This window comes from Leifsonia sp. Ger2509 (assembly GCF_055231915.1).
In genome coordinates, this window is the sequence record NZ_JBUYVB010000003.1 from 3,848,574 (window position 1) to 3,874,361 (window position 25,788).

31 protein-coding genes and 1 tRNA gene are annotated in these 25,788 nt (G+C 67.1%); 24 read left to right on the plus strand and 8 right to left on the minus strand.

The annotated features are described in order from the left end of the window. Window positions 1-44 precede the first annotated feature (44 nt). The 4 genes from ACV7NN_RS18635 (at window position 45) to ACV7NN_RS18650 (ending at window position 4,357) form a co-directional block, all read left to right on the plus strand. Complete coding sequence (locus ACV7NN_RS18635) at window positions 45-797, plus strand: copper homeostasis protein CutC (protein ID WP_463351043.1); 753 nt, start codon at window positions 45-47, stop codon at window positions 795-797. A 123-nt stretch (window positions 798-920) separates the two neighbouring features. Continuing rightward, complete coding sequence (gene serA / locus ACV7NN_RS18640) at window positions 921-2,513, plus strand: phosphoglycerate dehydrogenase (RefSeq protein WP_463351044.1); 1,593 nt, start codon at window positions 921-923, stop codon at window positions 2,511-2,513. Between the two features lie 184 nt (window positions 2,514-2,697). Beyond that, complete coding sequence (locus ACV7NN_RS18645; protein WP_463351045.1) at window positions 2,698-3,066, plus strand: YciI family protein; 369 nt, start codon at window positions 2,698-2,700, stop codon at window positions 3,064-3,066. A gap of 55 nt (window positions 3,067-3,121) precedes the next feature. Then, window positions 3,122-4,357: an RNA polymerase sigma factor gene (locus tag ACV7NN_RS18650; RefSeq protein WP_463351046.1), complete on the plus strand. Its 1,236-nt coding sequence runs from the start codon at window positions 3,122-3,124 to the stop codon at window positions 4,355-4,357. A 1-nt stretch (window position 4,358) separates the two neighbouring features. Here the strand turns inward: ACV7NN_RS18650 and ACV7NN_RS18655 are convergent, their stop codons facing one another. After that, window positions 4,359-4,907: a TetR/AcrR family transcriptional regulator gene (locus tag ACV7NN_RS18655; RefSeq protein ID WP_463351047.1), complete on the minus strand. Its 549-nt coding sequence runs from the start codon at window positions 4,905-4,907 to the stop codon at window positions 4,359-4,361. A gap of 91 nt (window positions 4,908-4,998) precedes the next feature. On the opposite strand from ACV7NN_RS18655, the gene ACV7NN_RS18660 reads away from it, so the two are divergent. After that, on the plus strand, window positions 4,999-6,558 hold the full coding sequence (locus ACV7NN_RS18660; protein WP_463351048.1) for an MFS transporter: 1,560 nt from the start codon (window positions 4,999-5,001) through the stop codon (window positions 6,556-6,558). Here the strand turns inward: ACV7NN_RS18660 and ACV7NN_RS18665 are convergent. Next, window positions 6,555-6,809 carry a DUF6458 family protein gene (locus tag ACV7NN_RS18665; protein WP_463351049.1) on the minus strand — a complete coding sequence of 85 codons (255 nt, stop codon included), beginning with the start codon at window positions 6,807-6,809 and terminating at the stop codon, window positions 6,555-6,557. The two genes, ACV7NN_RS18660 and ACV7NN_RS18665, sit on opposite strands and share 4 nt — an antisense overlap. A 96-nt stretch (window positions 6,810-6,905) precedes the next feature. On the opposite strand from ACV7NN_RS18665, the gene ACV7NN_RS18670 reads away from it, so the two are divergent. Beyond that, window positions 6,906-7,961, plus strand: a complete 1,056-nt coding sequence (locus ACV7NN_RS18670; RefSeq protein ID WP_463351050.1) for a 3-isopropylmalate dehydrogenase — start codon at window positions 6,906-6,908, stop codon at window positions 7,959-7,961. 24 nt (window positions 7,962-7,985) lie between these two features. After that, entirely contained in the window at window positions 7,986-9,104 is a 1,119-nt protein-coding gene (locus ACV7NN_RS18675; protein WP_463351051.1) for a branched-chain amino acid aminotransferase, read from the plus strand. 85 nt (window positions 9,105-9,189) lie between these two features. On the opposite strand, the gene ACV7NN_RS18680 is transcribed toward ACV7NN_RS18675, so the two are convergent. Continuing rightward, on the minus strand, window positions 9,190-10,257 hold the full coding sequence (locus tag ACV7NN_RS18680) for an aminotransferase class V-fold PLP-dependent enzyme (protein ID WP_463351052.1): 1,068 nt from the start codon (window positions 10,255-10,257) through the stop codon (window positions 9,190-9,192). An 81-nt stretch (window positions 10,258-10,338) separates the two neighbouring features. Here ACV7NN_RS18680 and ACV7NN_RS18685 point away from each other — a divergent pair, with 81 nt between their 5' ends. The 5 genes from ACV7NN_RS18685 to ACV7NN_RS18705 all read left to right on the plus strand — a co-directional run bounded on the left by ACV7NN_RS18685 (window position 10,339) and on the right by ACV7NN_RS18705 (window position 14,402). After that, window positions 10,339-11,304, plus strand: coding sequence for a LysR family transcriptional regulator (locus tag ACV7NN_RS18685; RefSeq protein WP_463351053.1), 966 nt, complete (start codon window positions 10,339-10,341; stop codon window positions 11,302-11,304). A gap of 9 nt (window positions 11,305-11,313) precedes the next feature. Next, window positions 11,314-12,087, plus strand: coding sequence for a fumarylacetoacetate hydrolase family protein (locus ACV7NN_RS18690; protein ID WP_463351054.1), 774 nt, complete (start codon window positions 11,314-11,316; stop codon window positions 12,085-12,087). 23 nt (window positions 12,088-12,110) lie between these two features. Further along, complete coding sequence (gene gltX / locus ACV7NN_RS18695; protein ID WP_463351055.1) at window positions 12,111-13,631, plus strand: glutamate--tRNA ligase; 1,521 nt, start codon at window positions 12,111-12,113, stop codon at window positions 13,629-13,631. Between the two features lie 161 nt (window positions 13,632-13,792). Beyond that, a tRNA-Gln gene (locus tag ACV7NN_RS18700) sits at window positions 13,793-13,864 on the plus strand. 391 nt (window positions 13,865-14,255) lie between these two features. After that, window positions 14,256-14,402, plus strand: coding sequence for a hypothetical protein (locus ACV7NN_RS18705; protein WP_463351056.1), 147 nt, complete (start codon window positions 14,256-14,258; stop codon window positions 14,400-14,402). A 29-nt stretch (window positions 14,403-14,431) separates the two neighbouring features. Here ACV7NN_RS18705 and ACV7NN_RS18710 read toward each other — a convergent pair whose 3' ends face one another. Next, complete coding sequence (locus ACV7NN_RS18710) at window positions 14,432-15,301, minus strand: hypothetical protein (RefSeq protein ID WP_463351057.1); 870 nt, start codon at window positions 15,299-15,301, stop codon at window positions 14,432-14,434. A 402-nt stretch (window positions 15,302-15,703) separates the two neighbouring features. On the opposite strand from ACV7NN_RS18710, the gene ACV7NN_RS18715 reads away from it, so the two are divergent. Next, window positions 15,704-16,144: a hypothetical protein gene (locus ACV7NN_RS18715; protein ID WP_463351058.1), complete on the plus strand. Its 441-nt coding sequence runs from the start codon at window positions 15,704-15,706 to the stop codon at window positions 16,142-16,144. Between the two features lie 143 nt (window positions 16,145-16,287). Here the strand turns inward: ACV7NN_RS18715 and ACV7NN_RS18720 are convergent, their stop codons facing one another. The 3 genes from ACV7NN_RS18720 to ACV7NN_RS18730 all read right to left on the minus strand — a co-directional run bounded on the left by ACV7NN_RS18720 (window position 16,288) and on the right by ACV7NN_RS18730 (window position 17,939). Then, entirely contained in the window at window positions 16,288-17,349 is a 1,062-nt protein-coding gene (locus ACV7NN_RS18720) for a TolB family protein (protein WP_463351059.1), read from the minus strand. 189 nt (window positions 17,350-17,538) lie between these two features. Beyond that, window positions 17,539-17,694, minus strand: coding sequence for a hypothetical protein (locus tag ACV7NN_RS18725; protein WP_463351060.1), 156 nt, complete (start codon window positions 17,692-17,694; stop codon window positions 17,539-17,541). Further along, window positions 17,694-17,939 (minus strand): hypothetical protein, encoded by a 246-nt coding sequence (locus ACV7NN_RS18730; protein WP_463351061.1) that lies wholly within the window; start codon window positions 17,937-17,939, stop codon window positions 17,694-17,696. Before ACV7NN_RS18730 ends, ACV7NN_RS18725 begins: the two co-directional genes overlap by 1 nt. 40 nt (window positions 17,940-17,979) lie before the next feature. Between ACV7NN_RS18730 and ACV7NN_RS18735 the strand changes: the two genes are divergently transcribed. The 9 genes from ACV7NN_RS18735 to ACV7NN_RS18775 all read left to right on the plus strand — a co-directional run bounded on the left by ACV7NN_RS18735 (window position 17,980) and on the right by ACV7NN_RS18775 (window position 24,648). After that, window positions 17,980-18,408, plus strand: coding sequence for a hypothetical protein (locus ACV7NN_RS18735; protein WP_463351062.1), 429 nt, complete (start codon window positions 17,980-17,982; stop codon window positions 18,406-18,408). Window positions 18,409-18,822: 414 nt separating this feature from the next. Then, window positions 18,823-19,407 (plus strand): RNA polymerase sigma factor, encoded by a 585-nt coding sequence (locus tag ACV7NN_RS18740; protein WP_463351063.1) that lies wholly within the window; start codon window positions 18,823-18,825, stop codon window positions 19,405-19,407. A 1-nt stretch (window position 19,408) separates the two neighbouring features. Beyond that, on the plus strand, window positions 19,409-20,251 hold the full coding sequence (locus ACV7NN_RS18745) for a hypothetical protein (protein ID WP_463351064.1): 843 nt from the start codon (window positions 19,409-19,411) through the stop codon (window positions 20,249-20,251). Window positions 20,252-20,366: 115 nt separating this feature from the next. Beyond that, on the plus strand, window positions 20,367-20,975 hold the full coding sequence (locus ACV7NN_RS18750) for a hypothetical protein (RefSeq protein WP_463351065.1): 609 nt from the start codon (window positions 20,367-20,369) through the stop codon (window positions 20,973-20,975). 141 nt (window positions 20,976-21,116) lie between these two features. Then, entirely contained in the window at window positions 21,117-22,781 is a 1,665-nt protein-coding gene (locus ACV7NN_RS18755; protein ID WP_463351066.1) for an alpha-amylase family protein, read from the plus strand. A gap of 88 nt (window positions 22,782-22,869) precedes the next feature. Continuing rightward, window positions 22,870-23,271: a hypothetical protein gene (locus ACV7NN_RS18760; RefSeq protein WP_463351067.1), complete on the plus strand. Its 402-nt coding sequence runs from the start codon at window positions 22,870-22,872 to the stop codon at window positions 23,269-23,271. A 46-nt stretch (window positions 23,272-23,317) separates the two neighbouring features. Beyond that, entirely contained in the window at window positions 23,318-23,722 is a 405-nt protein-coding gene (locus ACV7NN_RS18765) for a hypothetical protein (RefSeq protein WP_463351068.1), read from the plus strand. Window positions 23,723-23,753: 31 nt separating this feature from the next. Beyond that, window positions 23,754-23,987 (plus strand): hypothetical protein, encoded by a 234-nt coding sequence (locus ACV7NN_RS18770; RefSeq protein ID WP_463351069.1) that lies wholly within the window; start codon window positions 23,754-23,756, stop codon window positions 23,985-23,987. 58 nt (window positions 23,988-24,045) lie between these two features. After that, entirely contained in the window at window positions 24,046-24,648 is a 603-nt protein-coding gene (locus ACV7NN_RS18775) for a DnaJ family domain-containing protein (RefSeq protein ID WP_463351070.1), read from the plus strand. 7 nt (window positions 24,649-24,655) lie between these two features. On the opposite strand, the gene ACV7NN_RS18780 is transcribed toward ACV7NN_RS18775, so the two are convergent. Further along, window positions 24,656-24,799 (minus strand): hypothetical protein, encoded by a 144-nt coding sequence (locus ACV7NN_RS18780; protein WP_463351071.1) that lies wholly within the window; start codon window positions 24,797-24,799, stop codon window positions 24,656-24,658. Between the two features lie 143 nt (window positions 24,800-24,942). Here ACV7NN_RS18780 and ACV7NN_RS18785 point away from each other — a divergent pair, with 143 nt between their 5' ends. Together ACV7NN_RS18785 and ACV7NN_RS18790 are read left to right on the plus strand one after the other, a co-directional pair. Next, window positions 24,943-25,455, plus strand: a complete 513-nt coding sequence (locus tag ACV7NN_RS18785) for a DUF1269 domain-containing protein (RefSeq protein WP_463351072.1) — start codon at window positions 24,943-24,945, stop codon at window positions 25,453-25,455. A gap of 33 nt (window positions 25,456-25,488) precedes the next feature. Beyond that, on the plus strand, window positions 25,489-25,752 hold the full coding sequence (locus tag ACV7NN_RS18790) for a hypothetical protein (RefSeq protein WP_463351073.1): 264 nt from the start codon (window positions 25,489-25,491) through the stop codon (window positions 25,750-25,752). Window positions 25,753-25,788: the final 36 nt, after the last annotated feature.

Genomic DNA, 25,788 nt, shown 5'->3' on the forward strand with positions numbered 1-25,788 from the left:
TGCCTCCGCATGGCAGGGTCGGGGAGTTGGTGACGACTCGACTCATGTCCGGGAGGGAGAGCACGGTGCGTGATGTCGCCGTAGAGATCGCGGTGCAGGATCCGGCTGGTGTGCGCATCGCCATCGCCGCCGGAGCCGATCGGATCGAACTGTGCTCGGCATTGAGCGTCGGAGGGCTGACGCCGTCGGCCGGGATGATCGCCACCGCCGTCGCCGCAGCGCGTGCGGCAGGGCGTGAGCGTTTCGTGCACGTGCTCGTGCGACCGAGAGGAGGGGGATTCGTCTACGACGACGACGAGCTCGGACTCACCGTCGCGGACGTCATCGCCGCCCGCGAGGCAGGGGCCGCCGGAGTCGTTGTCGGTGCGCTCGACGCCTCGGGCGGAGTCGATCGTGCGGCCGTCGAAGCACTCGTCGCTGTCGCCGGTCCTCTGGAGGTGACCTTCCACCGCGCGGTGGACGCCGCCGTCGACCCGCTCACGACGCTCGACGCGCTCATCGAGTTGGGGGTGGCACGTGTCCTGACTTCCGGGGCTGCTCCCCGCAGCGTCGACGGCGCCCAGACCCTCGCCGCACTCGTTAAGCGAGCCTCTGGCCGCATCCAGGTGATGGCGGGCGGTGGCGTGTCCGTCGCCGACATCCCCGCACTGGCCGCTGCGGGTGTCGACGCCGTGCACCTCTCTGCGCGTATGACAGTCACCGGACCGCCAACCGGGCCCGGCGGAGGCGAGTCGTCCTATGACGTGACGGACGCCGGGCTCGCGCGTGCTGCGGTCGCTGCAGTGCGCGCCCTCTGACATCTCCGCACCGGCGTAACGGGGCGAAACCGGCCATGCGCCTGCCGGTAAAGTTATGGTGACCGCGCCCCGATGACTGTGGCGCCAGCATCCCAAGCCTGCTCCAATCGAAGGAACTGCCACGTGACAAAGCCGGTCGTCCTGATCGCCGAAGAACTTTCGCCCGCCACCGTCGATGCCCTCGGGCCGGACTTCGAGATCCGGTCCGTCGACGGTACGGACCGGCCGGCGCTGCTGGCAGCGCTCGCAGACGCGGAAGCGGTGCTGGTGCGCTCTGCGACGAAGGTCGACGAAGAAGCCATCGCGGCCGCTCCGAAGCTGCGTGTCATCGCCCGCGCCGGTGTCGGTCTCGACAACGTGGACATCAAGGCGGCGACCAACGCCGGCGTCATGGTCGTGAACGCGCCTACCTCGAACATCATCTCGGCCGCCGAGCTGACCGTCGGTCACATCCTGAGCCTCGCACGCCACATCCCTGCTGCCCACAGCTCGCTCGCCCAGGGCCAGTGGAAGCGCTCGAAGTACACCGGCGTCGAGCTCTACGAGAAGACGGTCGGCATCATCGGCCTCGGCCGGATCGGCGCGCTCATCACGGCCCGTCTCCAGGCGTTCGGTGTCACCGTGATCGCATACGACCCGTATGTGACCTCGGCGCGCGCGCAGCAGCTGGGGGTCCAGCTGGTGACCCTCGACGAGTTGCTCGCTCAGGCGGACTTCATCACCATCCACATGCCGAAGACGCCGGAGACGACAGGCATGATCAGCGACGACCAGTTCGCTCTGATGAAGCCCACTGCGTTCATCGTGAACGTCGCCCGTGGCGGCCTCATCGACGAAGACGCTCTCTATCGCGCGCTCACGGCCAAGGCCATCGCGGGTGCCGGGCTGGACGTGTTCGTGAGCGAGCCTCCCGCGGAGTCGCCGCTCCTCGACCTTCCGAACGTCGTCGTGACCCCGCACCTCGGTGCCTCCACCGACGAAGCGCAGGAGAAGGCGGGAGTCTCTGTCGCCAAGTCCGTGCGACTGGCGCTCTCCGGCGAGCTGGTACCGGATGCGGTGAACGTCGCCGGCGGGGTCATCGACCCGTACGTGCGCCCCGGCATCCCCCTGATCGAGAAGCTCGGCCAGGTCTTCTCCGGCCTCGCGCACAGCCCGCTCACCAGCGTGGACGTGGAGGTGCGCGGCGAGCTCGTGGAGTTCGACGTGAGCGTGCTCAAGCTGGCCGCGCTCAAAGGCATCTTCACCAACATCGTCAGCGAGAACGTCTCCTATGTGAACGCGCCGATCCTCGCCGAGCAGCGCGGGATCGAGGTGCGCCTCATCACCGACTCGGTCAGCGAGGAGTACCGCAACCTGCTCACGCTCCGTGGCGCGCTGAGCGACGGCTCGCAGATCTCGGTCTCCGGCACGCTGACCGGCACCAAGCAGACGGAGAAGCTCACCGAGATCAACGGCTACGACGTCGAGGTCCCGCTCGCCGAGCACCTGATCGTCATGATCTACGACGACCGTCCCGGAATCGTCGCGATCTACGGGCATGAGTTCGGCCAGGCGAACATCAACATCGCCGGCATGCAGATCGCCCGCACGTCCGCCGGCGGCAAGGCGCTCAGCGTGCTGACCGTCGACTCGCGCGTGCCGGAGGGTCTGCTCGAGACCGTGCGCATTGCGATCGACGCCGACCTCATGCACGAGATCGACATCACCGAGCAGTAGGGTCACCGAGCAGTAGCGGTCACTCGGAAGCATGGATCGGCCCTGGTCGGGCCGTAGCCGTCGCGGTCACGTCGCGGTAGCGTACGAACTGCGCACTCTGGACAGGGAATCCGTTGCTTCCTGTCGATTTCGCGGGGTCTCGCACGTCGTATGGATGTCAACCGACCAAGACCGAGGAGTGATGATGGCCGAGGAGTACATTGTCCTGATCCGTGAACCGGAGTGGGACCCGTCGAAGGTGTCAGAAGAGGACTGGAAGGCCGAAACAGCGGCCCATGCGGCGTTCGCCCAGGCCGTGGCGGAGGCGGGTGCCCAGATCCTGGGCGGCGATGCGCTGATGCCGCAGGCGACAGCCGTCAAGATCACGCCGGGGCGCGACGGTGCGCCGGCCGTCTTCACGGATGGTCCGTTCGGCGAGACGCGCGAGGTCGTCACCGGGTACTACAAGATCGGTGTCCGGGATGCGGCACAGGCGCGCGAGCTGGCGGCACTGGTGCCGACCGGGGGCTGGGTGGAACTGGTCCCCGTCATGGACACCAACGCGATGCAGTGACTCAGCGCGTGGTGGTCGCACCCGCTTCACTGCGTGTTTCGCGGTTGAATGAGGTGTGACCACCCCGCTCGAGATCGCGTTCCGCCAGGATTGGCCGATCATCCTCGGCGCTGTGGTCCGCTATACCGGCGACCTTCAGCTGGCAGAGGACTCCGTGCAGGAGGCGTTCGTCCGCGCTCTGGCGTCGGATGCCGAGGGAGCGGCGGTCACGAATCCGTCGGCCTGGATCACCACTGTGGCGCGCCGCATCGCGATCGACAGCATCCGCAAAGGGCAGACGCTGGCGCGTACGCTGCCAGCCCTCGCTGCGGACGCAATGCGAGCGAACGACACCACCATGCCCGACGAACCGTTCACCTTCACCGGCGACGAGCGACTGGAACTGATCCTGCTCGTCTGCCATCCCGACCTCGCCGAGGAGGCGCGCGTCGCGATGGCGCTCCGGTTCGTCTGCGGACTGAGCACCCACGACATCGCAGCAGCGTTCCTCGTCTCGGAGCCCACGATGGCCGCCCGGCTCACGCGCGCGAAGAAGCGCATCCACGACTCGCAGAGCCGCTTCGCCTTCGACGACGAGGCGGCGGTCGCCGCTCGCGTCCCGGATGCCCTCACAACGCTTTACCTGCTGTACACGGTCGGTCACGCCGCGCCGGCGGGGAGTCCGCTGGCGACGATCGAGTTCCGGCGGGATGCGATCGCCCTGGCGCGCGATCTGGTCCGACTCGCCCCGTCCGACCCGGAGGCATCGGGCCTTCTCGCGCTGCTGCTTCTCACCGAGGCGCGCCAGGGCACGCGGTTCGATGCCGATGGCGAACTCCGGTCGCTGGAGGAGGCCGACCGCACTCAGTGGGACAGGCCTGCGATCGACGAGGGAGTGGAACTGGCGACGCGCTCGCTTCCGGGGCGCGGACGCTTCGCACTCCAGGCGGGCATTGCAGGCCTGCATGCACTCGCACCGACGTGGCGCTCGACGGACTGGACGATGGTCGCGCGACTGTACGACAGGCTCGTGGAGGTCTGGCCGTCGCCGTCGGCCCAGCTCAGCCGCATCGTCGCCAGGGGCTACTCGGACGACGTCGGACCGGAGGTGGCGCTGGCGGAACTCGACGCGCTCGGCACTGAACTCGGCCCGGCCTTGCGCGGTCAGGCCGCAGCCGTCCGGGGAGACCTTCTGCGGCGTTCCGGCTCGCGGAGCGCAGCCGCCTCCGCCTACCGGGAGGCCATCGAACTCGAGCCGAACGATCGGGTTCGCCGATTCCTCGAACGGCGAGTCGACGAACTGGACGCGTGAGTCAGGATCGGCGTTCGATCAGATCGGCGACGACGGCCAGGAGCTGGTTCATGTCCTCGTCGGAGGCGATCACCGCGCCGGCGCTGGGCAACAACGCCGAGTTGTAGTACATGCCGTCCCCGAGCAGCATCACTGCCCGGGCGACCGCCGGGTCGTGGACGGTCTCTTCGATGATCGCGAGCCAGTCGGCCTGCATGCGCTGGAGGGATTGCCTCGCACGCGGGTTCGCGCCCTGGGCGAGGCGCGCCACAGCGATGATGGTGCGGTCGAGTGGGCTCTGGGCCGACACGGAGGTCCGGATGAAGTAGTCGACCGGTCCGGCGGGGGATGTGCGCATGCGCTCGAGGTCGACGGCGACCTGTGCGTCGAGCCTGCTGAGGACGCCTTCGACAAGGGCGTCCTTCGACGCGAAATGATAGAGGAGGCCGCCCTTGGAAACGCCGGCACCGCGGGCGACGGCGTCGAGGGTCGACGCACGCTCGCCGTGCTCGATCAGGAGTTCCTCGAAGGCGTCGAGGATGCGATCGCGCGCGGACGGGGTTGCGGCCATGGGGCAATCGTAGCGGTCGCGGGCTGGATACTGTACCGGCTGGACGGTATAGTGGAATCATCCCGCACACCGCGAACGGAAGAGCGAGCTCATGACCGGCCCGACCAGCGCATCCACGTCTGTCGACGCGGTTCGCACGCGTGTGACGACTTCGGTCCCGCAACGGGCCGGGGTGCGTCGGTGGGCCGCCCTCGTCGTGCTCATGCTGCCGGTGCTCCTGGTGTCGGTGGACAACACCGTCCTGAGCTTCGCTTTGCCCTCCATCTCGAAAGCGCTCGAGCCGAGCGGCACCGGAATGCTCTGGATCATCGACGCGTACCCACTCGTCCTCGCCGGACTGCTGGTGGCGATGGGCAGCCTCGGTGACCGGATCGGACGTCGACGCCTCCTCCTCACCGGCTCGGTCGGGTTCGCGGCCGTGTCCGTCGTCGCGGCTTTCGCCCCGACGACCGAGTGGCTGATCGCATCCCGTGCGGCGCTCGGCTTCTTCGGGGCGATGCTGATGCCGTCCACGCTGTCGCTGCTGCGCAGCGTCTTCGTCGACCGCGACCAGCGCCGCCTGGCGATCGCGGTCTGGGCTTCCGGCTTCGCCGCCGGTGCAGCGCTCGGGCCGATCGTCGGGGCAGTGCTCATCGAGCACTACTGGTGGGGCGCTGTCTTCCTGCTGGCCGTACCCGTGCTCATCCCGCTGCTGGTGTTCGCGCCGATCCTGATCCCCGAGTCGCGCGATCCGCACCCGGGTCCTGTCGATCTCGTGAGCATCCTGCTGTCGCTCGCGACCATGGCGCCGATCGTCTACGGAATCAAGTCGATCGCTGCCGACGGGGCGAACGCGATCGCGGTGGTCGCCATCGTGGTCGGTGTCGGCTCAGGTCTCCTCTTCGTTCGGCGCCAACTGCGGCGACCGATCCCGATGCTCGACATGCGCCTGTTCCACAACCGGGCGTTCAGCGGCGCGGTCGTCGTGAACCTCCTGAGCGTCATCTCGCTCGTCGGATTCCTGTTCTTCGTGTCGCAGCACCTGCAGCTCGTGCTCGGCCTGAACCCCATCGATGCGGCGCTGGTACTCGTGCCCGGCCTCGCGACGATGATCGTCGCCGGCCTGGTGGTGGTTCCGATCGCGCGGAGGGTGCGGCCCGGAATCCTCGTGCCGATCGGTCTCCTTGTCTCCGGTGCCGGCTACGGGGTCATCGCGCTGCTCGGCGGCGCAGCTCCCGCATCCACACTGATGCTCGCGTTCGTCGCGCTCGGAGCGGGCATCGGAGCCGCTGAGACCGTGTCGAACGAGCTCATCATCGCCAGTGCTCCGGCCGACAAGTCCGGCGCCGCCTCGGCAGTCTCCGAGACGGCCTACGAACTCGGGGCGGTGCTCGGAACGGCGACGCTCGGGACGATCCTGACCGCGTCGTACCGGGCATCCGTCGTGCTGCCGCGCGGGCTGGACGCGTCGCAGCGCGCTGCTGCCCACGAAACGCTCGGCGGGGCCACGGCGGTCGCCGGATCGCTTCCGGACGGAATCGCCGCAGACCTGCTCGAGTCGGCCCGGCATTCGTTCGACAGCGGCGTCGCGCTGACGGCCGGAATCGGCGCACTGCTCATGGTCGCCGCGGCGACGGTGGCCTTCCTGGCGCTCCGGAGGATCCGGGCCTAGACGCTTCCGTCGTCCCGGCGCTCGGTGGTGTTGTACTTCAGGCCGGTCGCCGGGTCGACGCCCTCGCGCACGGTGATCGTCGTGCGGCGCTTCCTCACCAGCAGGATGATGCCGATGATGATGACGAGCACCCCCGCGCCCATGAGGATGTAGCCCAGCACCTGCAGGTCGATCCACGAAGGGCTGACCGTGATGGCGAACGCGAAGATGGCGCCCACCACGAAAAGGAAGATACCGCCGCCAAGACTCATGCGCCCACCATAAACCCGCGCAGGTCGCGGGACCAGAGCGGGCCGGTCGCACCGGTAATCTGGCTGTACCGAACGCAAGATCAACGCAGGAGTGTCATGCCGCAGTCGTACAAGCTCGCCGTCATCCCCGGGGATGGCATCGGTCCCGAAGTCGTCGCCGAGGCCGTCAAGGTCCTGGATGCGGTGACAGCCGGCACGGACCTCGCGTTCGAGAAGACGCACTTCTCGCTCGGTGCGCAGCGTTTCCTCGAGACCGGCGACGTGCTGACCGACGAGGACCTCGCGGCGATCGCGACCCATGACGCCATTCTGCTCGGGGCCGTCGGCGGGGTTCCGGGCGACCCGCGCCTGGCTAACGCGAACATCGAGCGCGGCCTGCTGCTGAAGCTCCGGTTCTCGCTGGACCATTACGTCAACCTGCGGCCGACCCGACTGTTCCCTGGCATCGTCAGTCCGCTGGCGGAGCCGGGCGAGGTCGACTTCGTCGTCGTCCGCGAGGGCACGGAAGGCCCGTACGTCGGCAACGGCGGAGCGATCCGCGTCGGCACGCCGCACGAGGTCGCGAACGAGGTGTCCGTCAACACGGCGTTCGGTGTGGAGCGGGTCGTGCGCTACGCCTTCGAACAGGCCGAGGCGCGCCGCGGCAAGCTCACCCTCGTACACAAGACCAATGTGCTCACGTTCTCCGGGAGCCTCTGGAAGCGCATCGTCGATACGGTCGCGGCCGAGCATCCGGCCGTTGCGGTCGACTATCTCCACATCGACGCAGCGACCATCTTCCTCGTCACGAATCCTGCTAGATTCGATGTGATCGTCACGGACAACCTCTTCGGCGACATACTCACCGATCTCGCGGCCGCAATCAGCGGCGGCATCGGACTGGCGGCCTCGGGCAACATCAACCCTGGAGGCGACTTCCCCAGCATGTTCGAGCCGGTTCACGGATCGGCTCCCGACATCGCGGGCCGGCAGAAGGCCGATCCGACGGCGGCCATCCTCTCTGTCGCACTGCTGCTCCGGCACCTCGGAGCAGCGCGTGACGCGGACCGGGTGGAGCGCGCTGTGACGGACGACCTCGCGGCCAGAGGCTCGACACCTCGGACGACCGCCGAAATCGGCGACGCAATCGTCTCACTGCTGACGCAGAATTAGATCACCAGCTCTCAAAGGATTGTCATGACCGCTCCCACCGCAACAGACACCGCACCGGCCGCCCTCGAATTCGCCGTGACCCGTAACCTCGCCGCGCGCGGGCGACCGGAGCGCGACGAGATCCTGGCGAACCCGGGCTTCGGTAACTATTTCACCGACCACATGGTCGACATCTGCTGGTCTGCGAAAGGCGGCTGGCACCGCCCGCGCGTCTCGCCGTACGGTCCCATCCAGCTGGAGCCGTCGGCTGCGGTGCTGCACTACGCCCAAGAGGTCTTCGAGGGGCTCAAGGCCTATCGTCACGATGACGGATCGATCTGGACCTTCCGCCCGGAGGCGAACGCGGCCAGGATGCAGCGGTCGGCGCATCGACTCGCCCTCCCTCAGCTCCCTGTCGAGTATTTCCTCCAGTCGCTGAAGCAGCTCATCGCCGTGGACGGCCAATGGGTGCCGACCGGTGGCGAGACGAGCCTCTACCTGCGCCCGTTCATGTTCGCCAAGGAAGCGTTCCTCGGCGTGCGCCCCGCGAACAAGGTGGCCTACTACGTCATCGCCAGTCCAGCGGGCGCGTACTTCCCCGGCGGTGTCAGCCCGGTCTCCATCTGGCTGTCAGACCACTATTCCCGCGCAGGCAAGGGCGGTACCGGAGCGGCGAAGACGGGCGGCAACTACGCGTCGAGCCTGCTGCCCCAGGCGGAGGCCTACGAGCACGGCTGCGCGCAAGTGCTGTTCCTCGACTCGACCGAGGGCAAGTACCTCGAAGAACTCGGTGGGATGAACGTCGTGCTGGTCTACAAGGACGGCACGCTCGTGACCCCGCAGTCCGAGAGCATCCTCGAGGGCATCACGCTGAACTCGGTGCTCCAGCTCGCCCGGGATCGCGGCCACACGGTCGAGGAGCGCCGCGTGACGATCGACGAATGGCGCGTGGGCTCCGAGTCCGGCGACATCGTCGAGGTCTTCGCGTGCGGCACGGCCGCCGTGATCACGCCGATCGGGGAGCTCAAGGCCGAAGGTTTCACGCTGGGCGACATCACGGCGCCCGCAGGCGAGCTGACGATGTCGCTCCGCGAGGAGCTGACCGACATCCAGTACGGCCGCCGTCCTGACCGCCATGGCTGGATGATGCGCCTCGACGCCTGACCGTCCCCCTCACCTCGCCGAGATGTGAGCTCTGCACCGTCGCCCCCGGCGTGTCGGGTGCAGAGCTCGCAACTCGCCGCGACGGTCAGCGGCCGAGCGCGGCGAGGACCGCGTCGACGTCCTCGGCCGTATTCCAGAGGTGGAACGCGACGCGGGCGCGTCCGGCCCGTCCGGATGCACGGATGCCCGCAGCGGTCAGGGCTTTCAGGTCGCTGCCGTCCGCATCCGGCCACGTGACGATCGCCTGGCCGTTCGCGGCCAGTCCGAGGCGTTCGCTCAGGTCGTCGCCGAGTCCGGACGTGTGCGCGTGGACAGCGCGGATGTCGAGGCGACGGAAGATGTCGAGGGCGGCCGCGGTGCCCGGCCACACGGGCCAGGCGGGAGAGACGTCGAAGCGCCGCGCATCCGCCGCCAGCGACATCGCTGGACCGTAGCAGGACTGCCAGGGGTCGTCGCCCGCGTACCAGCCGGCGTGGATCGGCCGGAGTACGGGGTCGATGCTCTGGCCGACGACTAGGAAGGCGGATCCGCGCGGCGCGCAGAGCCACTTGTAGGCGCTGCAGACGAGCACGTCGAACCGTGAGCCGTCGACCGGATACCACCCCGCGGCCTGGGTCGCATCGCAGAAGGTGAAGGCGTGGTTGTCGCGTGCCGCTGCGGTCACCGAGTCGACATCCGCGATCTCGCCGCTCGCAGACTGGACCAAGGAGAATGCCACGAGCCACGTGCGTGGCCCGATGGATTCCGCGAGGGCTGCGAGGGGGACATGCCTAACGGTCACACCGCGGTGGGCCTGGACGACGAACGGGTAGACGATGGAGCTGAAGTCGCCGTCGACGCAGACGATCTCCGCTCCGTCGGGGGCTGCCGCCGCGACGACGCTCGCCAGCACAGAGACCTGGGAGCCGATGGCCACCCGGCTCGGGCCGACCTTGACGAGTTCGGCGAAGGACTCCCGGGCGGATGCGACCGGGATGTCGTAGCGGTCGGCGCGGGTCTCGCCGCGCTCCCAGGTGTCGAGGTCGGCGCGGGTCGCGGCCAGTGTCTCGCGCAGGGGGAGACCCTGGGTGCAGGCAGCGAGGTAGCGCGGACCGGCCGCGAAGTGGGCGCGCGCCTCGTCGATGGGAATGCGTTCGAGGGTCTGGCTGGACATGGATCCAGCGTGAGGCATACTCATTCATTCGACCAGAGCCAGTGTGTGATTGAAAACATAGCGCTGCATTATGATTTGTGGATGACCCTCGAAGCGGACGCCATCCACCTCGACCTCGACTCGCACGCCCTCCGCGTCGTGCGGGCCGTCGCCGACCACGGCACCATCACCGGGGCGGCGCGAGCGCTCGGCTACAGCCAGCCCGCGATCAGCCAGCACCTCAAGAGGCTGGAGGCGCGCATCGGTATGCCTGTGGTCTCCCGGGTCGGTCGCGGAGTGACGCTCACCGAGGCCGGCCGCGTGCTCGCGCGGCATGCATCGACGGTGACCACAGCGCTCGACGCAGCGGCCGGAGAGCTCGCCGACCTCTCGGGACTGCGCTCCGGCCGGGTGAGGATCGCAGCGTTCCCATCGGCGTCGTCGACGATCATTCCGCGCCTGTTGCGCACGATGGCGGGCACGCATCCCGGCGTGCGGATCACCTACACCGAGGCCGAGCCGCCCGAGGCCGTCCAGTCCGTGCGCTCGCAGGCCGCCGATCTTGCCATCACCTTCAGCTATCCGGGCGACCGCGTCGACCCGCACCGGGAGAGCGCCCGCGGTCTCGCCGTCGTGCCGGTCTGGTTCGACGAGATGGTCGTCGCGCTGCCTGTCGACCATCCGCTCGCCGGCGAACCGACGGTCGACCTGGCGGCGCTCGCCGGCGAAGCCTGGATCGCCGGCTGCCCGCGGTGCCGCGGCCACCTGCTCGAGCTCACCGACCACTGCGACTACAACCCGCGCATCGCGTACGAGACCGACAACTTCATCGCGGTGCTGAGCATGGTCGCCGAGCGCGTGGGCGTCGCACTCCTGCCGTCGCTCGCCGTCGCATCCGCCGGACTGCACCCCGGCGTCGTCGTGCGCCCGACCGCCAACCGGGATCGCCGCACGGTGAACCTGGTCGGCTCGGTCGGGGCGGACCAGGTGCCGGCGATCGCCGCGACCGCTGCCGTGCTCCTCGACCTCGACGCAAGCGAATGGATGCTGACCTCCGCCGATCGCTAGGCTCGGAGGGTGAAGATCGCACGTTTCAGCCATGAAGGCGCCTTGTCCTACGGAATCGTCGACGAGAACGAACTGGTGGTGCTGACCGGAGACCCGATGTTCTCCGGGTTCGACACCTCGGGCGAGCGCGTGCCCCTCAGCAAGGTGAGCTCCCTGCTCGCGCCGGTGATCCCGCGCTCGAAGGTCGTCGCCGTGGGCAAGAACTACCGCGAGCACGCAGCCGAGATGGGCGGCGAGGCCCCGGAGGCGCCGTTGCTGTTCCTCAAACCGAACACCGCTGTGATCGGCCCGGGTGACGCCATCGTCCTGCCGCCGCAGTCGCAGCAGGTCGACTTCGAGGGCGAACTGGCGATCGTCATCGGACGCATCGCGAAGAACGTGTCCGCCGCAGACTCCGCCGACTACATCTTCGGCTACACCGTCGCGAACGACGTCACGGCCCGTGATCTCCAGAATACCGACGGACAGTGGGCGCGGGCCAAGGGCTTCGATACGTTCTGCCCGCTCGGGCCGGTGATCGAGACCGAGCTGGACCTCTCAGCCGCGACCATCCGGACCCGGGTGAACGGCGAACTGAAGCAGGATGGTGTGCTCTCAGACATGGTCCACGGCGTCGCCGAGATCGTGGAGTACGCCTCCAGTGTCTGGACGCTCCTGCCCGGCGACGTCATCCTGACCGGCACGCCGGCGGGTGTGGGCCCGATCGTCGACGGCGACACGGTCGAGGTGGAGATCTCGGGGATCGGCGCCCTGAGCAACCCTGTTCGGGCTCGCGCCCGGTAGCCGCCCAGTAGAATCGGGAGCGTATGTCTGACTCCACTGCGCACCCTTTCTCAACGGCGACCGGCTCTGACGTCCGTGTCCGCTTCTGCCCGTCGCCGACAGGCACCCCGCACGTCGGCCTGATCCGCACCGCCCTGTTCAACTGGGCGTATGCGCGGCACACCGGCGGCAAGCTGATCTTCCGCATCGAAGACACCGACGCCGCGCGCGACAGCGAGGAGAGCTACGCGCAGATCATCGATGCGCTCACCTGGCTGAACCTCAACTGGGATGAGGGTGTCGACGTCGGCGGCCCGAACGAGCCCTATCGGCAGTCGCAGCGTTACGACATCTACCGGGGTGTGATCGAGCAGCTCAAGGCATCCGGCCACATCTACGAGAGCTTCGCCACCGGTGAAGAGATCGAGGCCAGGAACGTCTCACTCGGGCGCGACCCGAAGCTCGGCTACGACAACTTCGAGCGCGACCTGACCGACGACCAGCGGGCGGCCTTCCGCGCCGAGGGCCGTGAGCCTGCGCTGCGCCTGCGGGTGCCGGACACCGACCTCAGCTTCCACGACCTCGTGCGCGGCGAGATCACCTTCCCCGCCGGTTCGTTCAGCGACTTCGTCCTCGTGCGCCCCAACGGGCACCCGCTCTACACGTTCGTGAACCCGGTCGACGACGCGCTCATGGGCATCACCGACGTGCTGCGCGGCGAAGACCTGTTGTCGTCGACGCCGCGCCAGATCGCCCTCTACCACGCGCTCATCGACATCGGATTGACCACCTTCATCCCGCGGTTCGGCCACCTGCCGTACGTGATGGGCGAAGGCAACAAGAAGCTCTCGAAGCGCGACCCCGAATCGAACCTCTTCCACCATCGTGACCGCGGGTTCATCCCCGAGGGACTCGTCAACTACCTTGCGCTCCTCGGCTGGTCGCTGACCCACGACCGCGATGTCTTCTCGACCGACGAGATGGTCGCGGCGTTCGACGTGGTGAACGTGAACCCGAACCCCGCCCGGTTCGACGTGAAGAAGGCCGAGTCGATCAACGGCGACCACATCCGCCTGCTCGACGTCGACGACTTCGCTGCACGGACGGTGCCCTACCTCGTCGCGGCCGGTGTGCTCGCCGAACCGATCAGCGACGAAGACGCCGCGATGCTGTCTGCGGCGGCGCCGCTCATCCACGAGCGGGTGCAACTGCTGGGAGAGACGCCGGGGATGCTGGGCTTCCTCTTCACCGACTCCACAGCGCTGGTCGTGGAGGACGATGCGCGTGCCACCCTGCCTGCTGACGCCGGCGTGATCCTGGCGGCGTCGCTCGGAGCGCTCGAGCTCGTGCGTGAGGCCGAGTGGACGCACGACGTCATCGAGTCCGCGCTGCGCGACGCACTCATCGAGGGCCTCGCACTGAAGCCGCGCGTCGCGTTCGGTCCGCTGCGGGTCGCGGTCTCCGGTCGTCGCGTGTCTCCGCCGCTGTTCGAGTCCATGCAGCTGCTGGGCAAGCCGGAGACGCTCGCACGCCTCGACAAGCTGTCGGCGTCACTGGCCGGGTGAGCGGAGCTCCCGTGATCGTCGCGGCGGGGCCGGAGCGTTCGTCGCTGCGGCCGTGATTCGCCACCTGATCGGGCAGTCTGTAGCTGAGGCGGCGTCGGTTTTGGCTGGGCCCCCCCAGTAGGCTAAAGTTGACACTCGGCCCGGACTTCGGTGTGGGCCAGTGGGGTATGGTGTAATTGGCAACACGGCTGATTCTGGTTCAGTTGTTCTTGGTTCGAGTCCAGGTACCCCAGCTTTCTTGAAGCGAAACCAGCGAATGAGACCCCCGAGAGATCGGGGGTTTTCCGGTTTTCATGCTCGAGAGCTTCCCGCGGAGCTGAGGCGGCGGATGGGACGTTTTGCACCCCGTCGGACATTTAACGGTAAGAGGATAAGTGCCTCTGACACGCCAGCCGTTGCTGCCGTGAACCGTGGGTGGGCTGTCTTGGAGGGGTCATGAACACCGAGTGAATCACCTACTCCGACGCCGACTGCGACCGCGGCAACAGTGAACGGCTTCGATCTCGCGGCTGTGTATGAGGCGTGTGACGCTGCGGTGCCGGCGAGCGACTGGGGTGGTAATACTCCGATAAACCGGAACCGCCGACCGCGGACGCGTTCGGTCTGGCAAGCTCCGACGGGTACGTGAAAGACCACACGAACGGGGACCCGAACGCGATCTATGTCAACGTCAGCCACCACTACCCGGAGGGTCCCTCCGTTTCCGCGTTGTGCGTCGCCAGCGGTGACCCGGCAGCGCCGACCGTCACGTACATCCGCACCCTCGACTGACCGGCGCAGCAGCTTCCGGTACGCCCGGATTACTTCTTCGACGCCGCGTACGCCGCCAACGCGGTTATCGCTTTCGTGAGCTTGTCCTGCTCGTCGGGGAGGACCGTGCTGGTTCCGCCGACTTGCACCCAGCTGTGGTCGATGATGGCGTCGGCCCAGCAGCCGCGGTCGGCTTTACAGCGGTATGTGGAGGCAGTCGCTCCGGGAATTGTGAGCGGTGTTGACGTGACGCCCGGTGATGACTCGAGCTGGGGTAGCACCCATTCCCCGCTGGGGACGATCTGGACGACCAGGGTGCCTTCGTTGGCTGGTGCGTCAGTCCAGTCCCACGCACAGTTGTAGAACGCTTCACTACGGGTGGTCCAGTTGTTGATCGGGCTCTCGTCGCCCGGACCGTTCCACTGGTCGACGGAGGTCGCCGGTCCAGGTGCCATGACGTCGGTCATCGGAAGAGCTGCGCCGAGGTCCTTGCAGGAGATGACAGGTGACCAGATGGTCGGCGGCGGCTGCCATGCCGGTAGTGCGGGACCGGCGGCTGCGAGGCGGGAGGCGACGGATGCTGCGATGGCGCGGACAACATCGATGGAGCTCTGTTTGTCGTTCGTGATCTGGCCGATCTGGATGTCGAACCAGTAGCCGCCCGCGACGACGGATGCCGTGCAGCCGGCACCCAGGGGTCCGCAGGCAGCCCAGGATCCGTCGCCGATGTCGAGGGACGGCGCATCGGTTCGTTTGGTGAGGGCCAATCCATCCGCGGCGTCTACGGACACCGTCAGCGTCGCTGAGTCCGTTCGTTTGCCCGGGGTGTCCCAGTAGCAGTTGAGGTTGCCCGCCTGCTCCCACATGACCTGCCGGTTGTAGGGCGGTGAAAATGGGTCGGCTGCCGTCAACGTCAACATCGGCCCAATCGCTGCGATCGCCGTTGGATCGACAATGGCCGAGCAGTCGAGGGGGACCCGCGACGTTGGCGCGACGATCGCAGCTGGCGTCGGAGTCGGCGTCGGGTGGGAGCTCGCCGGCGGGGACGTCGTCGTTGAGGCCGCCGGCGCAACTGCGCAGCCGCTGAGAACAACGACAACGATCACCCCGACGGCGACCGCGCCGACCCGAATACGACCCATCGTGTTCCCCCGTCCATGCAGTGATCAGAATCTACGGCGTCCGAGGAATCCTCCGGGCTCCGGCGGCGTAACGATTGCGCATCACCGCACCGGCATATAGATTCTCGACCACCGGCGACGTCCCGCCCGTTCGACGGTGGCACCTCATCACATGCGGCGGTCGCGCGTCGAGAGGGACTGATGAAACGCAGAGCTGGCGCTGCGACCCTGGCCGGAGTCGCCACGATCCTCGCGCTCGGGATAACCGGCTGCACGACACCACAGGCGGTGCCTGCGCACAGCGACGTGCCTGTCTCGGCCACGACACCAGGGCTTGAACCCTTGGGGTCGCTGACGGGGACCGTCCTTCTCAGACTGGACGACCAGCGCGGAGGCGGAATCTACGGGCCATACAGACCTGACGGGAGCAACAGCATCGCCGTCGACTTCAACTGCCTCGGTGCGGGGTCAGCCACGGTTACTGTCGCCGGCGTCGGCGCACTCCCAAACCAGTGCAGCGCTTCCGGGTCAGCCGTACGCGTCATCTTCGGCGTGCAGGACGGCGTTCACTCGTTCACCGTGCACGTCGACGCGCCCGGCAAGGTGCAATGGTCGCTAGGGGTCACCGCGGTGAATCGATGACGACGATCTACCAGGAACCGCCGGACCGAAGGAGCCGGCAGCGACACCGGCGACGCGGAACTCGGCTACGACCGCGTCAACTGGATGTTGGTCGGCCCGCAGATCGAGGCGCGACTTTCTTACTTGGCGGCCCGACGCAACCGTCAGTCCCTCGATCCCCACACTGGTCGGTATTCGAACCGCGGGTCCAGAGAGAGAGGTTGCGGGTTCGTCCCGTTCCAGTTCATCGTCCAGATGTCACCGCTTGCCAGATGCTTCACCGCGTCATGGTTGAAGCGGACGAATATGACTCGGTGGCCATCCGGTGACCAGGACGGGTTGAAGTACATGACCGGCAACAGTGTCGGCGGGGTCAGGTACCGGATTTTCGCGGTGCAGTCGGCGAGGGACCGGCAAGTCGTCGGCACTGTTCCAACGCGTTGGCCGACGGTTGAACCGTCCGGGACGCCGCGTCCATGCGTTTCGAATACGACGAGGTCCCGGCTCGGCCCGAAACGGGCAGGCGAAACGAACGGGATGTCTGCGTCCAACTCCCACGGTGTGAGCTGCACCGCATGGGAACCGTCCGCCCATTCGCGGAACAGAGCGCCGCTCGTATGCGAACCTCTGAGCACGACCCGGTACCCTGCCGGTGCGAACGTCGGGTCGGTCTCTTCGTAGGTCGGTTCGATCCCCGGCTCCGAAGCGCGGACTTGGTGCGCTCCGTCAAGCGTGGAGACCCAAAGGACAGCGGATGCGGCGTCCCCATTGTCGGCGAACGGGCCGCTCACCCGGTCGTAGATGACGTGGTGGCCGTCCGGGGTCCAGCTCGGCGTGTTGATTGAAGCGCACGGTGACGTGCATCTCAGGTCGAGCTGATGCTCACCCCGGCCGTCGGAGCCGATGATGAACGCTTCCGACGTTGTCGGCAGGTCACGTTCGAACAGGATCCAACTGCCGTCGGGGGAGATGCGGGGGTCGACGTCCTGCGCGCCGGTCGGCGGGTGAGAGATCGGTATGATCCGGTGAGCTCGGGCGTCGGTGACGACGATCCGCGCGGTGCCGGAGACGGCGTCGTCGTATCGCGACCATGCGAGGATGTCGGAACGCTCGCCACCGCCGCCGCTGTGTTGGTCACCGGAGGCGAACGCCGCCGTTACGGTTGCTGTTGTTCCAGCGACGAGAAGCAAGGCTCCAACGACGCTGGCGATTCTGCTCTTCCTCATGATGATGCCTGGCGATTCCGCCCGGGGTCCGGGCTTCTGATTCGGCCGTGCGCTCTGCGCGATTCGGTCAGGGAATTGGGACTTTGAGTCAGGGTCTCGCCGTGTTCCATCTTGCGCAATACGCATGGTGCGTACTCCGCCGTCTCCAGAACGGGCGGGACTGCTTCGCCCGATGGGTGCCTGTTCCGGTCACCGTCCCCGTCGTGCGAATACCACGGCCCCGGCGATGATCGCGACTCCGACCAGTGCGACGATTCCCCAGACCCACCATGCGGGCTCGATCGTGGTGCCCGTGTCGGTGCATCCGGCTGCTTTCGCGCACGACGCGACGATGCGATTGACCATCAGTTCAGCGCCCCAGTGAGCGTCTGGATGAGAATGCCGAGGCCAGCGACCACGACGCAGACTCCGACGACGGCTGCGACGACGATGAGACCCCGACGCCCGCGCCTGCCATTGACGGTGTCCCGGTCGAATGACGCCCCGGCGACTTTGTCGAGGTTCGGGTACAGGACGTCGAAGTAGACCTCTTGCTTCTCCGGCGCCAGCCCGTACGGTAGCGGCTCCTCGGGGTCACGTCGGTGTGTCATGGCTCATCATCCCACCCGGCGCCCCGCGCACATATCGTTCATGAGCATTGACCCTAGGATCGTCCCCCGCGACAAAGTCACCGGTGAGTACGTCGCATACGCTCACACGGACGGGGACTGCCCACCGCTCGCATACACCGGCACGATCACCGAAGACGACTTCGCGAACACGTACGTCCCCGTCACCTCCCCGTCGGGTGAGACCGTCTGGACCGACGAGGAAGTCGCAAACGTCCCCGCTGAGACTGTCTGGTCGATCGCCGGCGAGGAGAACCTCTACCTCGTCCCAGGGTTCGCGATCGTCAACCACCTCGGGTACATCGTCACCGAGAACCCGTGGGCTGACCCGGCCATCCAGGTCACATGGGACGTCCGATACACCGCAACCTGCGGGCGCTGCGTCTACCTCTACGACCCGGACACCGCACCCGCGAACGACGGCTTCTGCTGGGACTGCCGAGACAAGTAAGTCCCACCGGCGTCACCGAAATACTTTGGCACATCCGACCGTTCAACGCCTGTTTCGTGGCGTCGCGAAAGGTCCGCGCATAGGTTCGTCGATAGGCGCTTCACGCCGAGCTGAAGATGGCCCTCCCAAGTGGGTAGTGCTGTTTGCTCTTCGCCGCGAATACGTTGTGCCAACTAGATCATTCGGGGGAAGACAGTGGGTCATCTGGTCTCATAATGGGTCCGAGCAAGGAGCGACCGGAAGATGTCACCGGATTGAGGTGTTCCGACTTTCCCGGACTTGGTGATGGCACAGCGGTCATCCACGGCCAACGAGGCAGGACCTGACGGGCGCACCCAACGCGATTACCCCGACCCTCGCGGTAAAATGGAACCTTTCGCCCGGATCCGGACACTATGAGGTATGCGGATCGGTATGCCGGACGAATCAGCGGTGTGGGCGCGTGCGACAGAAGGCGATTCGGCATCGTTCGGCCTGATTTTCGATGCGCATCACGACCGGGTTTACAGTCACGCTCTCCGGCTTCTGAGGGCGACTCACGATGCGGAGGACGCCACCGCACTGGTCTTCCTCGAAGCATGGCGGAGACGATCGGCAGTCCGCCTCGTCGACGGTTCGATTGCGGCGTGGCTCCTCGTGACGACCAACTACGTGTCACGCAACCTGACCCGAACGCACCGCCGCTACCGCGAGCTGATGGCGAAGGCGGGGCGCTCCGAACCCAGTCACGGCCACGCAGATCTGGTTCTGGAGCGGGTCCTCGCCCGGGAGCGGGAGGCGCGGGTGCGCGAAGCGTTCGCTCAACTCGGTCGAAACGACCAGGACATCCTCACCCTGTGCGTTCTCAACGAGTTCACCCTCGCTGAGGCAGCTGAGGCTCTCGGGATTCCTGTGGGAACCGTCAAATCCCGTCTCTCCCGCGCGAAACAACGACTTTCCGTCCTGACGACTGACCAGAGTCACGACGATGCAGACCACACGACAAGTGAGGTTAGGTGAAATGACAGAATCGACCGGGCTCGATCCCGCGCAGGGCGCGCGGATCAGGCGGATGCTCACCGAGATGGTCGAGGAGCAGAGCGGCGCGCCCGCGAGGAGTTCGCGGCGTCTGGTGTGGCTCGTAGTCGCATCCGTCGCCACCGTGCTGGTCGTCGCCGGCGCGATCGCGGGCGCAACGGCTTTCGGACCGACCGGGCCTTCCAGGCTGAACGTCGCCGTGCCCCCGCACACCGTCCAGTCGACGCCGTTTCCTCCATCACTGCCGGCCTCCCAGACGCCGGCAGCGACATCGACGCCGGTTCCTCTCGACCCCGCAGGGACGGTGAGTCCGATTCCAATGCCGAACGACCCGGGCGACCCATCGACCTGGGTGATAGGGTTCGGGACCGCCGGACCCATTGCGCTCGGGACGGATGCCCGCGCACAGCTTCTGAAATCGAGGTTCACCGAGCAGGACGATTCTTCGTGCGTGGCCTTCTTCCGCTGGAGCACCTTCGACGACCGCGACATCAAAGCCGAAGGCTGGTCCCTACGCGTCGGCCAGGTCGACAGCGGCGCGCAGGGCGTGCGGTGGATCCTCCTCGACACGACGTTTCAGGATGCGACCCATCCGATTCCCGGGTCACCCGCGACGGCCGCCGGGATCACCATCGCGTCAACCGTGGACGAGCTGACCGCGGCATACCCGGACCTTCGCAAAATCTACGACTCGGGCTACTACACCGAATACGTGACGGGCCCCCGGAACGGTGCGTACATCCACTTCGACGTGAGGGATGCGGGCCAGCTCGTCTACGCGATCCGGGTGAACGATACTCGCGAGCTCACGCAGAACGTCTGTTAGTCGCGAGGTCGGATGGAACCTTTTGCCCCCGTCCGGACATTAACGGGTAGGAGGACAGGTGCCTCCGACCCGCACGCTGCGGCGTCGCGAACTATCGGGTGGACTGGGGGAGTCTGTGAAGCGGTCGGTTTGGGTCGTGATCGTTCTGTTCGTGGCGGTGGGTGTCGTGGCCGGCGGCATGGCCGTCTGGAGCCCGAACGGAGCGGGAGCTTCCGCGACACCGAAACCGGCCGGCGTGAGCCTGCTGAACAGGGCCGCAACGGTCCTCGACGCCCTGCCGGCCGCCATCTCAGCAACGAAGATCGGCGGCGGTGGTGTCGACCCTGCCAGCGTGCGCCTCATCCAGGCCGGTACCGCTGGCGCGTATTGGGTCGGCCTCGACGCCCGTGGTTACATCTGCCTGATCGTGTCGACGGGACCCGCCTTCGCTGTGTCGGGCGCATCCTGCGCGAGTCAGTCGGACTTCGGCGCGCACGGAGTGGGGTACCGTCTGGCCAGCAAAGGACGACCCCTGGCCGAAGGCTACCTGCTTCCCGACACCGTTTTCATCGGAACCAAAGCGTCGGACAAGGTTCTTGGCACGGTCATCGACGCCCCAGCAACCGTCAGTTACTTCGACAACCTGCTCGTCGTCAATCCCGCCGCCACAGCGGCGCAGCGCGACGCGATAGCCTCGGACCTCGAGGGATGGTTCCCGCTCAGGCTTATTCCTCCGGCACGGTAAACGCGCGGCCGACGGCGCCGCCGCGCGCTGGGTGTAGCGCCTTTCCGGCCGTTGCCCAGGAGGACTGAGCGCCCTGCGCCACCGCATCCGCCGCACCGCATCGCGTGCCCGAGGGGTACCGTGTGCGCAAAAGGGAGCCGAATGAAAGTCAGCGACACCAGCGACCTGTGGTGGAAGAGCGCCGTGATCTACTGCCTGGACGTCGAGACCTTCCTCGACGGCAACGGCGACGGCGTGGGGGACATGGGCGGTCTGGCGACCCGTCTCGACTACCTGTCCGAGTTGGGGGTGACGTGCATCTGGCTGATGCCCTTCTACCCGTCGCCCCACCGCGACGACGGCTATGACATCACCGACTTCTACGGCGTCGACGACCGGCTCGGGCACTTCGGCGACTTCGTCGAGGTCATCCGCATCGCTCGCGACCGCGGGATGCGCGTGATCGTCGATCTCGTCGTCAATCACACGTCCGACCAGCATCCGTGGTTCAAGGCCGCGCGCTCCAGCCCGGATTCGCCGTTCCGTGACTTCTATGTGTGGCGCGACGAACCCCCGAAGAACCAGCCCGCTCCCGTGTTCCCCGACCAGGAGACGAGCGACTGGCAGTTCGACGAGAAGGCAGGCCAGTACTACCAGCACGTCTTCTACCGCCAGCAGCCCGACCTGAACATCACGGACCTGCGAGTGCGCGACGAGATCGCCAAGGTCATGGGTTTCTGGCTGCAGCTCGGGGTGTCGGGATTTCGCGTCGACGCTGTCCCCTTTCTGCTGCAGACCGACGGCGTCATCGACGGCGCGCGCCGCCTGCCCGACCCGCACGCCTACCTCCGTTCGCTGCGTTCGTTCCTGAACCGGAGGGCGGGCGAGGGCATCCTTCTCGGCGAGGTGAACCTGTCGCGTAACGAGCAGAACGAATTCTTCGGCGGTTCTGAAGGCGACGAGCTGACGATGCAGTTCGACTTCATCAGCATGCAGAACCTGTACCTCTCGCTGGCGCGTGCGGATGCGCGCCCGCTGGCGAACGCGCTCCTCTCGCGTCCCAAGGGCTCGCCCGACATCCAGTGGGCGAACTTCGTGCGCAACCACGACGAGCTGACCCTCGACAAGCTCACGAAGGAGGAGCGCGACGAAGTGTTCGCGGCGTTCGGTCCGGAGGAGCGGATGCAAGTGTACGGCCGCGGACTGGTCCGCAGGCTGCCACCGATGCTCGACGGGGACCCGCGGCGCATCCGGATGGTCTACAGCCTGCTCTTCTCGCTTCCGGGCACTCCCGTGCTCTTCTACGGCGAGGAGATCGGCATGGGCGAGAACCTCGACATCGGTGGCCGCATGTCGGTGCGCACGCCGATGCAGTGGAGTTCCGGCCGCAACGGGGGCTTCTCGACGGCCCGCCCGTCCCGGTTGAGAGCACCGGTGACCGAAGGGGCTTTCGGCCCCGAGCATGTGAACGTCGCCCAGCAGCAGCGCGATCCCGAATCCCTTCTGCATTTCATGCGTTCGCTCATCCGCCACTACCGCAACGTGCGCGAGCTGGGGTGGGGTGCGTTCGATGTGCTCGACCAGCCGGACCCCGCGGTGCTGGCCCATAGTCTGACCACCGACGCGCGCATGGTGGTTGCCGTGCACAACTTCTCGTCCGAGCCGCGCGTGGTGCGCCTGAGGCTGAAAGGGGAGGGCACCTGCCTGCGGGACCTGTTCTCAGACGAGGAATTCCCCGTCGAGCGGGGCCGGGCGGTCGTCGCGCTCGATGGCTACGGCTACCGCTGGCTCGGCCTGGCGGGGAACGAGGACGAGGAACTGTTCTAGCGATAGCTTGTACTTCTCGCCGGACCGCGGGGAGTCTCCGAGTCTGGTCGCCTGATCCATCGTCAGCTGCAGTGACTAGCGTGTTCGCATGACTCGTTTCGTCATCGACCCCGCGTCGCTGGTGCAGCTCGCAGGTGCGGACGGCACGCCCGACGCCGCCCACAAGCTCGTCGCCCCCAACTCGGTGCGTTCCTCAGCCCTGGATCTGCTGCTGGAACGCGTGAGAACCGGTGAGCTCACCGAGAACCAGGCCCTCGCGTTGCACGAGCGCATGACCGAGGTGAAGATCCGCCTCCTCGGCGACCGCGTCTCACGCAGGACCGCCTGGCGGATCGCGCGAGAGCAGGGGTGGGAGACGATCCGTGAGGCGGAGTATCTTGCGATCACACAGCTCCAGGCGGATGCGCTCATCGCGGCCGATCCCGATCTCGCCGGGAGGGCGGCCGGGCTCGTCCCGCTCGCCTCCCTCGCCGACCTGCTGTCACCGTGACACAGCTTGGTCACTTTTCCCATCGCCGTCATGGACAATGAGAGACATGAAATCGGGGAAGAACGTGATCGCGACGGCATCGCCGTGGGTTCGCGTGGCTTTTCTGGTGGGGACCACTGCGGTCATCGTCGTGGCGATCATCGCTCTGTCGGACACCCAGCCGCATCCGGTCGTGGCCGGCATCCTGGTCTTCCTGGGCCTCGGCATCTACGCGTTCACGATCTACGGTCTGGTGGTCGAGAACAGGGGCACAGTCGGAGACCGGCCGATCGCGATGCGCGACGGACTGCCGGATTCGCAGTTCATCACCTGGCAGTCGCCGGACGGCGAATCGCATGTGGCCACCCAGATCGTGCTCGACGGGGAGCCGAGGTGGCGGCACGACGGTGAGACCCTGACCGCCGCTCAGCTCCTGGAACTGACGGCCGGGGCGTCTGTCAGGCAGCTCTAGACCCCTGCAGAATCGGGGGTACGGTGGCGGTATGGTCACTCGACCCGACGATGACCGGGCGACGCGCGCCGCCCGAACGGCCTTGTGGGTGTGCGTGCCCGTGCTTATCGTCGTCAGCCCGGTCGCGATCTACGGAGGTCGGATCCTCACGGTCTCCGGAGCCACCGTGACTGGTCAGGCGCTCACGATCGTCGGTTTCGTGCTGCTCGCGATGGCCGTCGTCGGTGTCATCGTTCTCATCGTCACGCGGCGGCGGACGCGGTAGCGCCCGAGCCGTAGCGGTCGGTGGCAGGCGACGGGTCGAACTGCTTAGGCTGGATGTCGTGGCCGGCAAGAAGAACCGGGGCGACCCGCGAGTGGATGTCGCCCGCTACCAGGTCGATCGGCTCGCGGGCACCGAGAGCGCGTCTGCCGAGGACGATGAGACGAACACCGCTGGACAGGCTTCGATGGACCAGCGCACGCAGTTCGTCGAGATCTCCATCGTCCAGGCGATGAGACGGGGTGACTTCGACGACCTGCCGGGCGCAGGAAAGCCACTCCGCAACCTCCACGAGATCCACGACCCGAACTGGTGGATCCGCCAGAAGATCGAGCGCGAGAGCCTGACCGGTCTCGGACCGCCGGCTCTGACGCTTCGGGCTGAGGATGCTGCGCTCGACGACCGCATGGATGCGGCGCCGTCGGAGAGCGCGGTGCGGGAGTTGCTCGAGGACTTCAACGCTCGCGTGATCGAAGCTCGACGGCAGTTGCAGGGCGGCCCGCCTGTCGTCACCCCTGTGCGTGATCTCGACGCCGAGGTCGCGGCTTGGCATGAACGGCGGGAGGCGCGTTATCGGGCTGCCGCCGAGGCGCGCGAGCGGGAGATCGCCGAGCTGGCGGCGATGAGCTGGCGACAGCGGCGCCGCGCGAGACGCGGCCGCTGACGGGGTCTCAGGCCGTCTGCCGGAATTCGGCGAAGTAGGTGATGTGGCAGCCGTCGCCTCCGCACTCCACGCAGGCGAGCACCTCCGCGCCGTCCTGGTCGGGGTCGGCCCCCGTGCCGTCGCACCGTTCGCAGATGATCAACGTCCTCATGGCACCGATTGTGCGCTTCCGTCGGCGCTCATCCCGGAGGCTGCACGGAGTGTCGGAGGTCGACGACGGCCGCAGGTCAAGCCCCTTGCCGAGATACAGCCGAGCGCGTACGGTCACAGTCCAGCACCTTCACAATCGGATGGATGGATTCCGCGATGGCGACACTCATGATCTTCGGCTTCGACCGGGAAGCCGACGCCACCAAGGCGTTCGACACGATCCTCGAACTGCATCGCATCGCGCTGCTGCGGCTGACCGACGCGGCCTGGATCGCCGTGGGCCGGGATGGGCACATCGAGCTGCGGAGCGCACCGCACGACCCCGCGGCGCCGCTCGATCTGGTGGAGGCGGCCGCGTTCGGCCAGCTCCTCGGGGCGCTCGTCACAGCGCCCCTGACAGGATTCGCGGTCGGAGGGACGGTCGGCGCGTACTTCGAGGCCATGGAGTCGGACGACGACTCCGTCGACGACGACATCCGCAAGCAGATCACCAAGGCGCTGAGGCCCGGTCACTGGGCCGTAGTGGTGTACGCCACCGAGGTCGCCCTCGGCGAGATCCGCAAGCAGTTCGCCGAGTCCGGCGGCTCGCTCGTGGCCGTGGAGATCGACGAGCGCATGCAGGCGGAACTCGCCCGCGACAGTGGCGTCGAGGCCTGACGCCGGCACGGCCTCGGGGCTAGACTGCGCGTCATGAGCCAGGTCGAAGCAGGAATCGTCTCCTACACCCTCTCGAGCGACTACTACGCCCAGGTCGGCGCCGACTTCGACACGGAGGCGGTCGACGACGCGATCCTCGCCGAGCTGAACCGGATGCTTCCGGCAGGTATCGTCGTCGAGCGCAACGGGCGCGTCCTCGCCGACGAGGACAAGGAGAGCGAGGCGCGATCGGTCGACTGGCCGGCCCTGCTCAAGCGCATCGACGTCGACCAGATCCTCGCCGAGCACGCTCGCTGACGACCTCAGCCGGCCGTCGCGGCACCAGAGCGGTGC

Bases quoted from the DNA above. Each gene is read 5' to 3' on its own strand.
- ACV7NN_RS18685 (WP_463351053.1), top strand. From the start codon at position 10,339: ATGACCCTCGAAGCGGACGCCATCCACCTCGACCTCGACTCGCACGCC.
- gltX (WP_463351055.1), top strand. From the start codon at position 12,111: ATGTCTGACTCCACTGCGCACCCTTTCTCAACGGCGACCGGCTCTGAC.
- ACV7NN_RS18680 (WP_463351052.1), bottom strand. From the start codon at position 10,257: ATGTCCAGCCAGACCCTCGAACGCATTCCCATCGACGAGGCGCGCGCC.
- ACV7NN_RS18655 (WP_463351047.1), bottom strand. From the start codon at position 4,907: ATGGCCGCAACCCCGTCCGCGCGCGATCGCATCCTCGACGCCTTCGAG.
- ACV7NN_RS18720 (WP_463351059.1), bottom strand. From the start codon at position 17,349: ATGAGGAAGAGCAGAATCGCCAGCGTCGTTGGAGCCTTGCTTCTCGTC.
- ACV7NN_RS18785 (WP_463351072.1), top strand. From the start codon at position 24,943: ATGGATTCCGCGATGGCGACACTCATGATCTTCGGCTTCGACCGGGAA.
- ACV7NN_RS18635 (WP_463351043.1), top strand. From the start codon at position 45: ATGTCCGGGAGGGAGAGCACGGTGCGTGATGTCGCCGTAGAGATCGCG.
- ACV7NN_RS18735 (WP_463351062.1), top strand. From the start codon at position 17,980: ATGAGCATTGACCCTAGGATCGTCCCCCGCGACAAAGTCACCGGTGAG.
- ACV7NN_RS18710 (WP_463351057.1), bottom strand. From the start codon at position 15,301: ATGTTGACGTTGACGGCAGCCGACCCATTTTCACCGCCCTACAACCGG.
- ACV7NN_RS18765 (WP_463351068.1), top strand. From the start codon at position 23,318: ATGAAATCGGGGAAGAACGTGATCGCGACGGCATCGCCGTGGGTTCGC.
- ACV7NN_RS18645 (WP_463351045.1), top strand. From the start codon at position 2,698: ATGGCCGAGGAGTACATTGTCCTGATCCGTGAACCGGAGTGGGACCCG.
- ACV7NN_RS18670 (WP_463351050.1), top strand. From the start codon at position 6,906: ATGCCGCAGTCGTACAAGCTCGCCGTCATCCCCGGGGATGGCATCGGT.
- ACV7NN_RS18715 (WP_463351058.1), top strand. From the start codon at position 15,704: ATGAAACGCAGAGCTGGCGCTGCGACCCTGGCCGGAGTCGCCACGATC.
- ACV7NN_RS18675 (WP_463351051.1), top strand. From the start codon at position 7,986: ATGACCGCTCCCACCGCAACAGACACCGCACCGGCCGCCCTCGAATTC.
- ACV7NN_RS18725 (WP_463351060.1), bottom strand. From the start codon at position 17,694: ATGGTCAATCGCATCGTCGCGTCGTGCGCGAAAGCAGCCGGATGCACC.
- ACV7NN_RS18755 (WP_463351066.1), top strand. From the start codon at position 21,117: ATGAAAGTCAGCGACACCAGCGACCTGTGGTGGAAGAGCGCCGTGATC.
- ACV7NN_RS18780 (WP_463351071.1), bottom strand. From the start codon at position 24,799: ATGAGGACGTTGATCATCTGCGAACGGTGCGACGGCACGGGGGCCGAC.
- ACV7NN_RS18760 (WP_463351067.1), top strand. From the start codon at position 22,870: ATGACTCGTTTCGTCATCGACCCCGCGTCGCTGGTGCAGCTCGCAGGT.
- ACV7NN_RS18665 (WP_463351049.1), bottom strand. From the start codon at position 6,809: ATGAGTCTTGGCGGCGGTATCTTCCTTTTCGTGGTGGGCGCCATCTTC.
- ACV7NN_RS18740 (WP_463351063.1), top strand. From the start codon at position 18,823: ATGCCGGACGAATCAGCGGTGTGGGCGCGTGCGACAGAAGGCGATTCG.
- ACV7NN_RS18790 (WP_463351073.1), top strand. From the start codon at position 25,489: ATGAGCCAGGTCGAAGCAGGAATCGTCTCCTACACCCTCTCGAGCGAC.
- ACV7NN_RS18770 (WP_463351069.1), top strand. From the start codon at position 23,754: ATGGTCACTCGACCCGACGATGACCGGGCGACGCGCGCCGCCCGAACG.
- ACV7NN_RS18660 (WP_463351048.1), top strand. From the start codon at position 4,999: ATGACCGGCCCGACCAGCGCATCCACGTCTGTCGACGCGGTTCGCACG.
- ACV7NN_RS18730 (WP_463351061.1), bottom strand. From the start codon at position 17,939: ATGACACACCGACGTGACCCCGAGGAGCCGCTACCGTACGGGCTGGCG.
- ACV7NN_RS18745 (WP_463351064.1), top strand. From the start codon at position 19,409: ATGACAGAATCGACCGGGCTCGATCCCGCGCAGGGCGCGCGGATCAGG.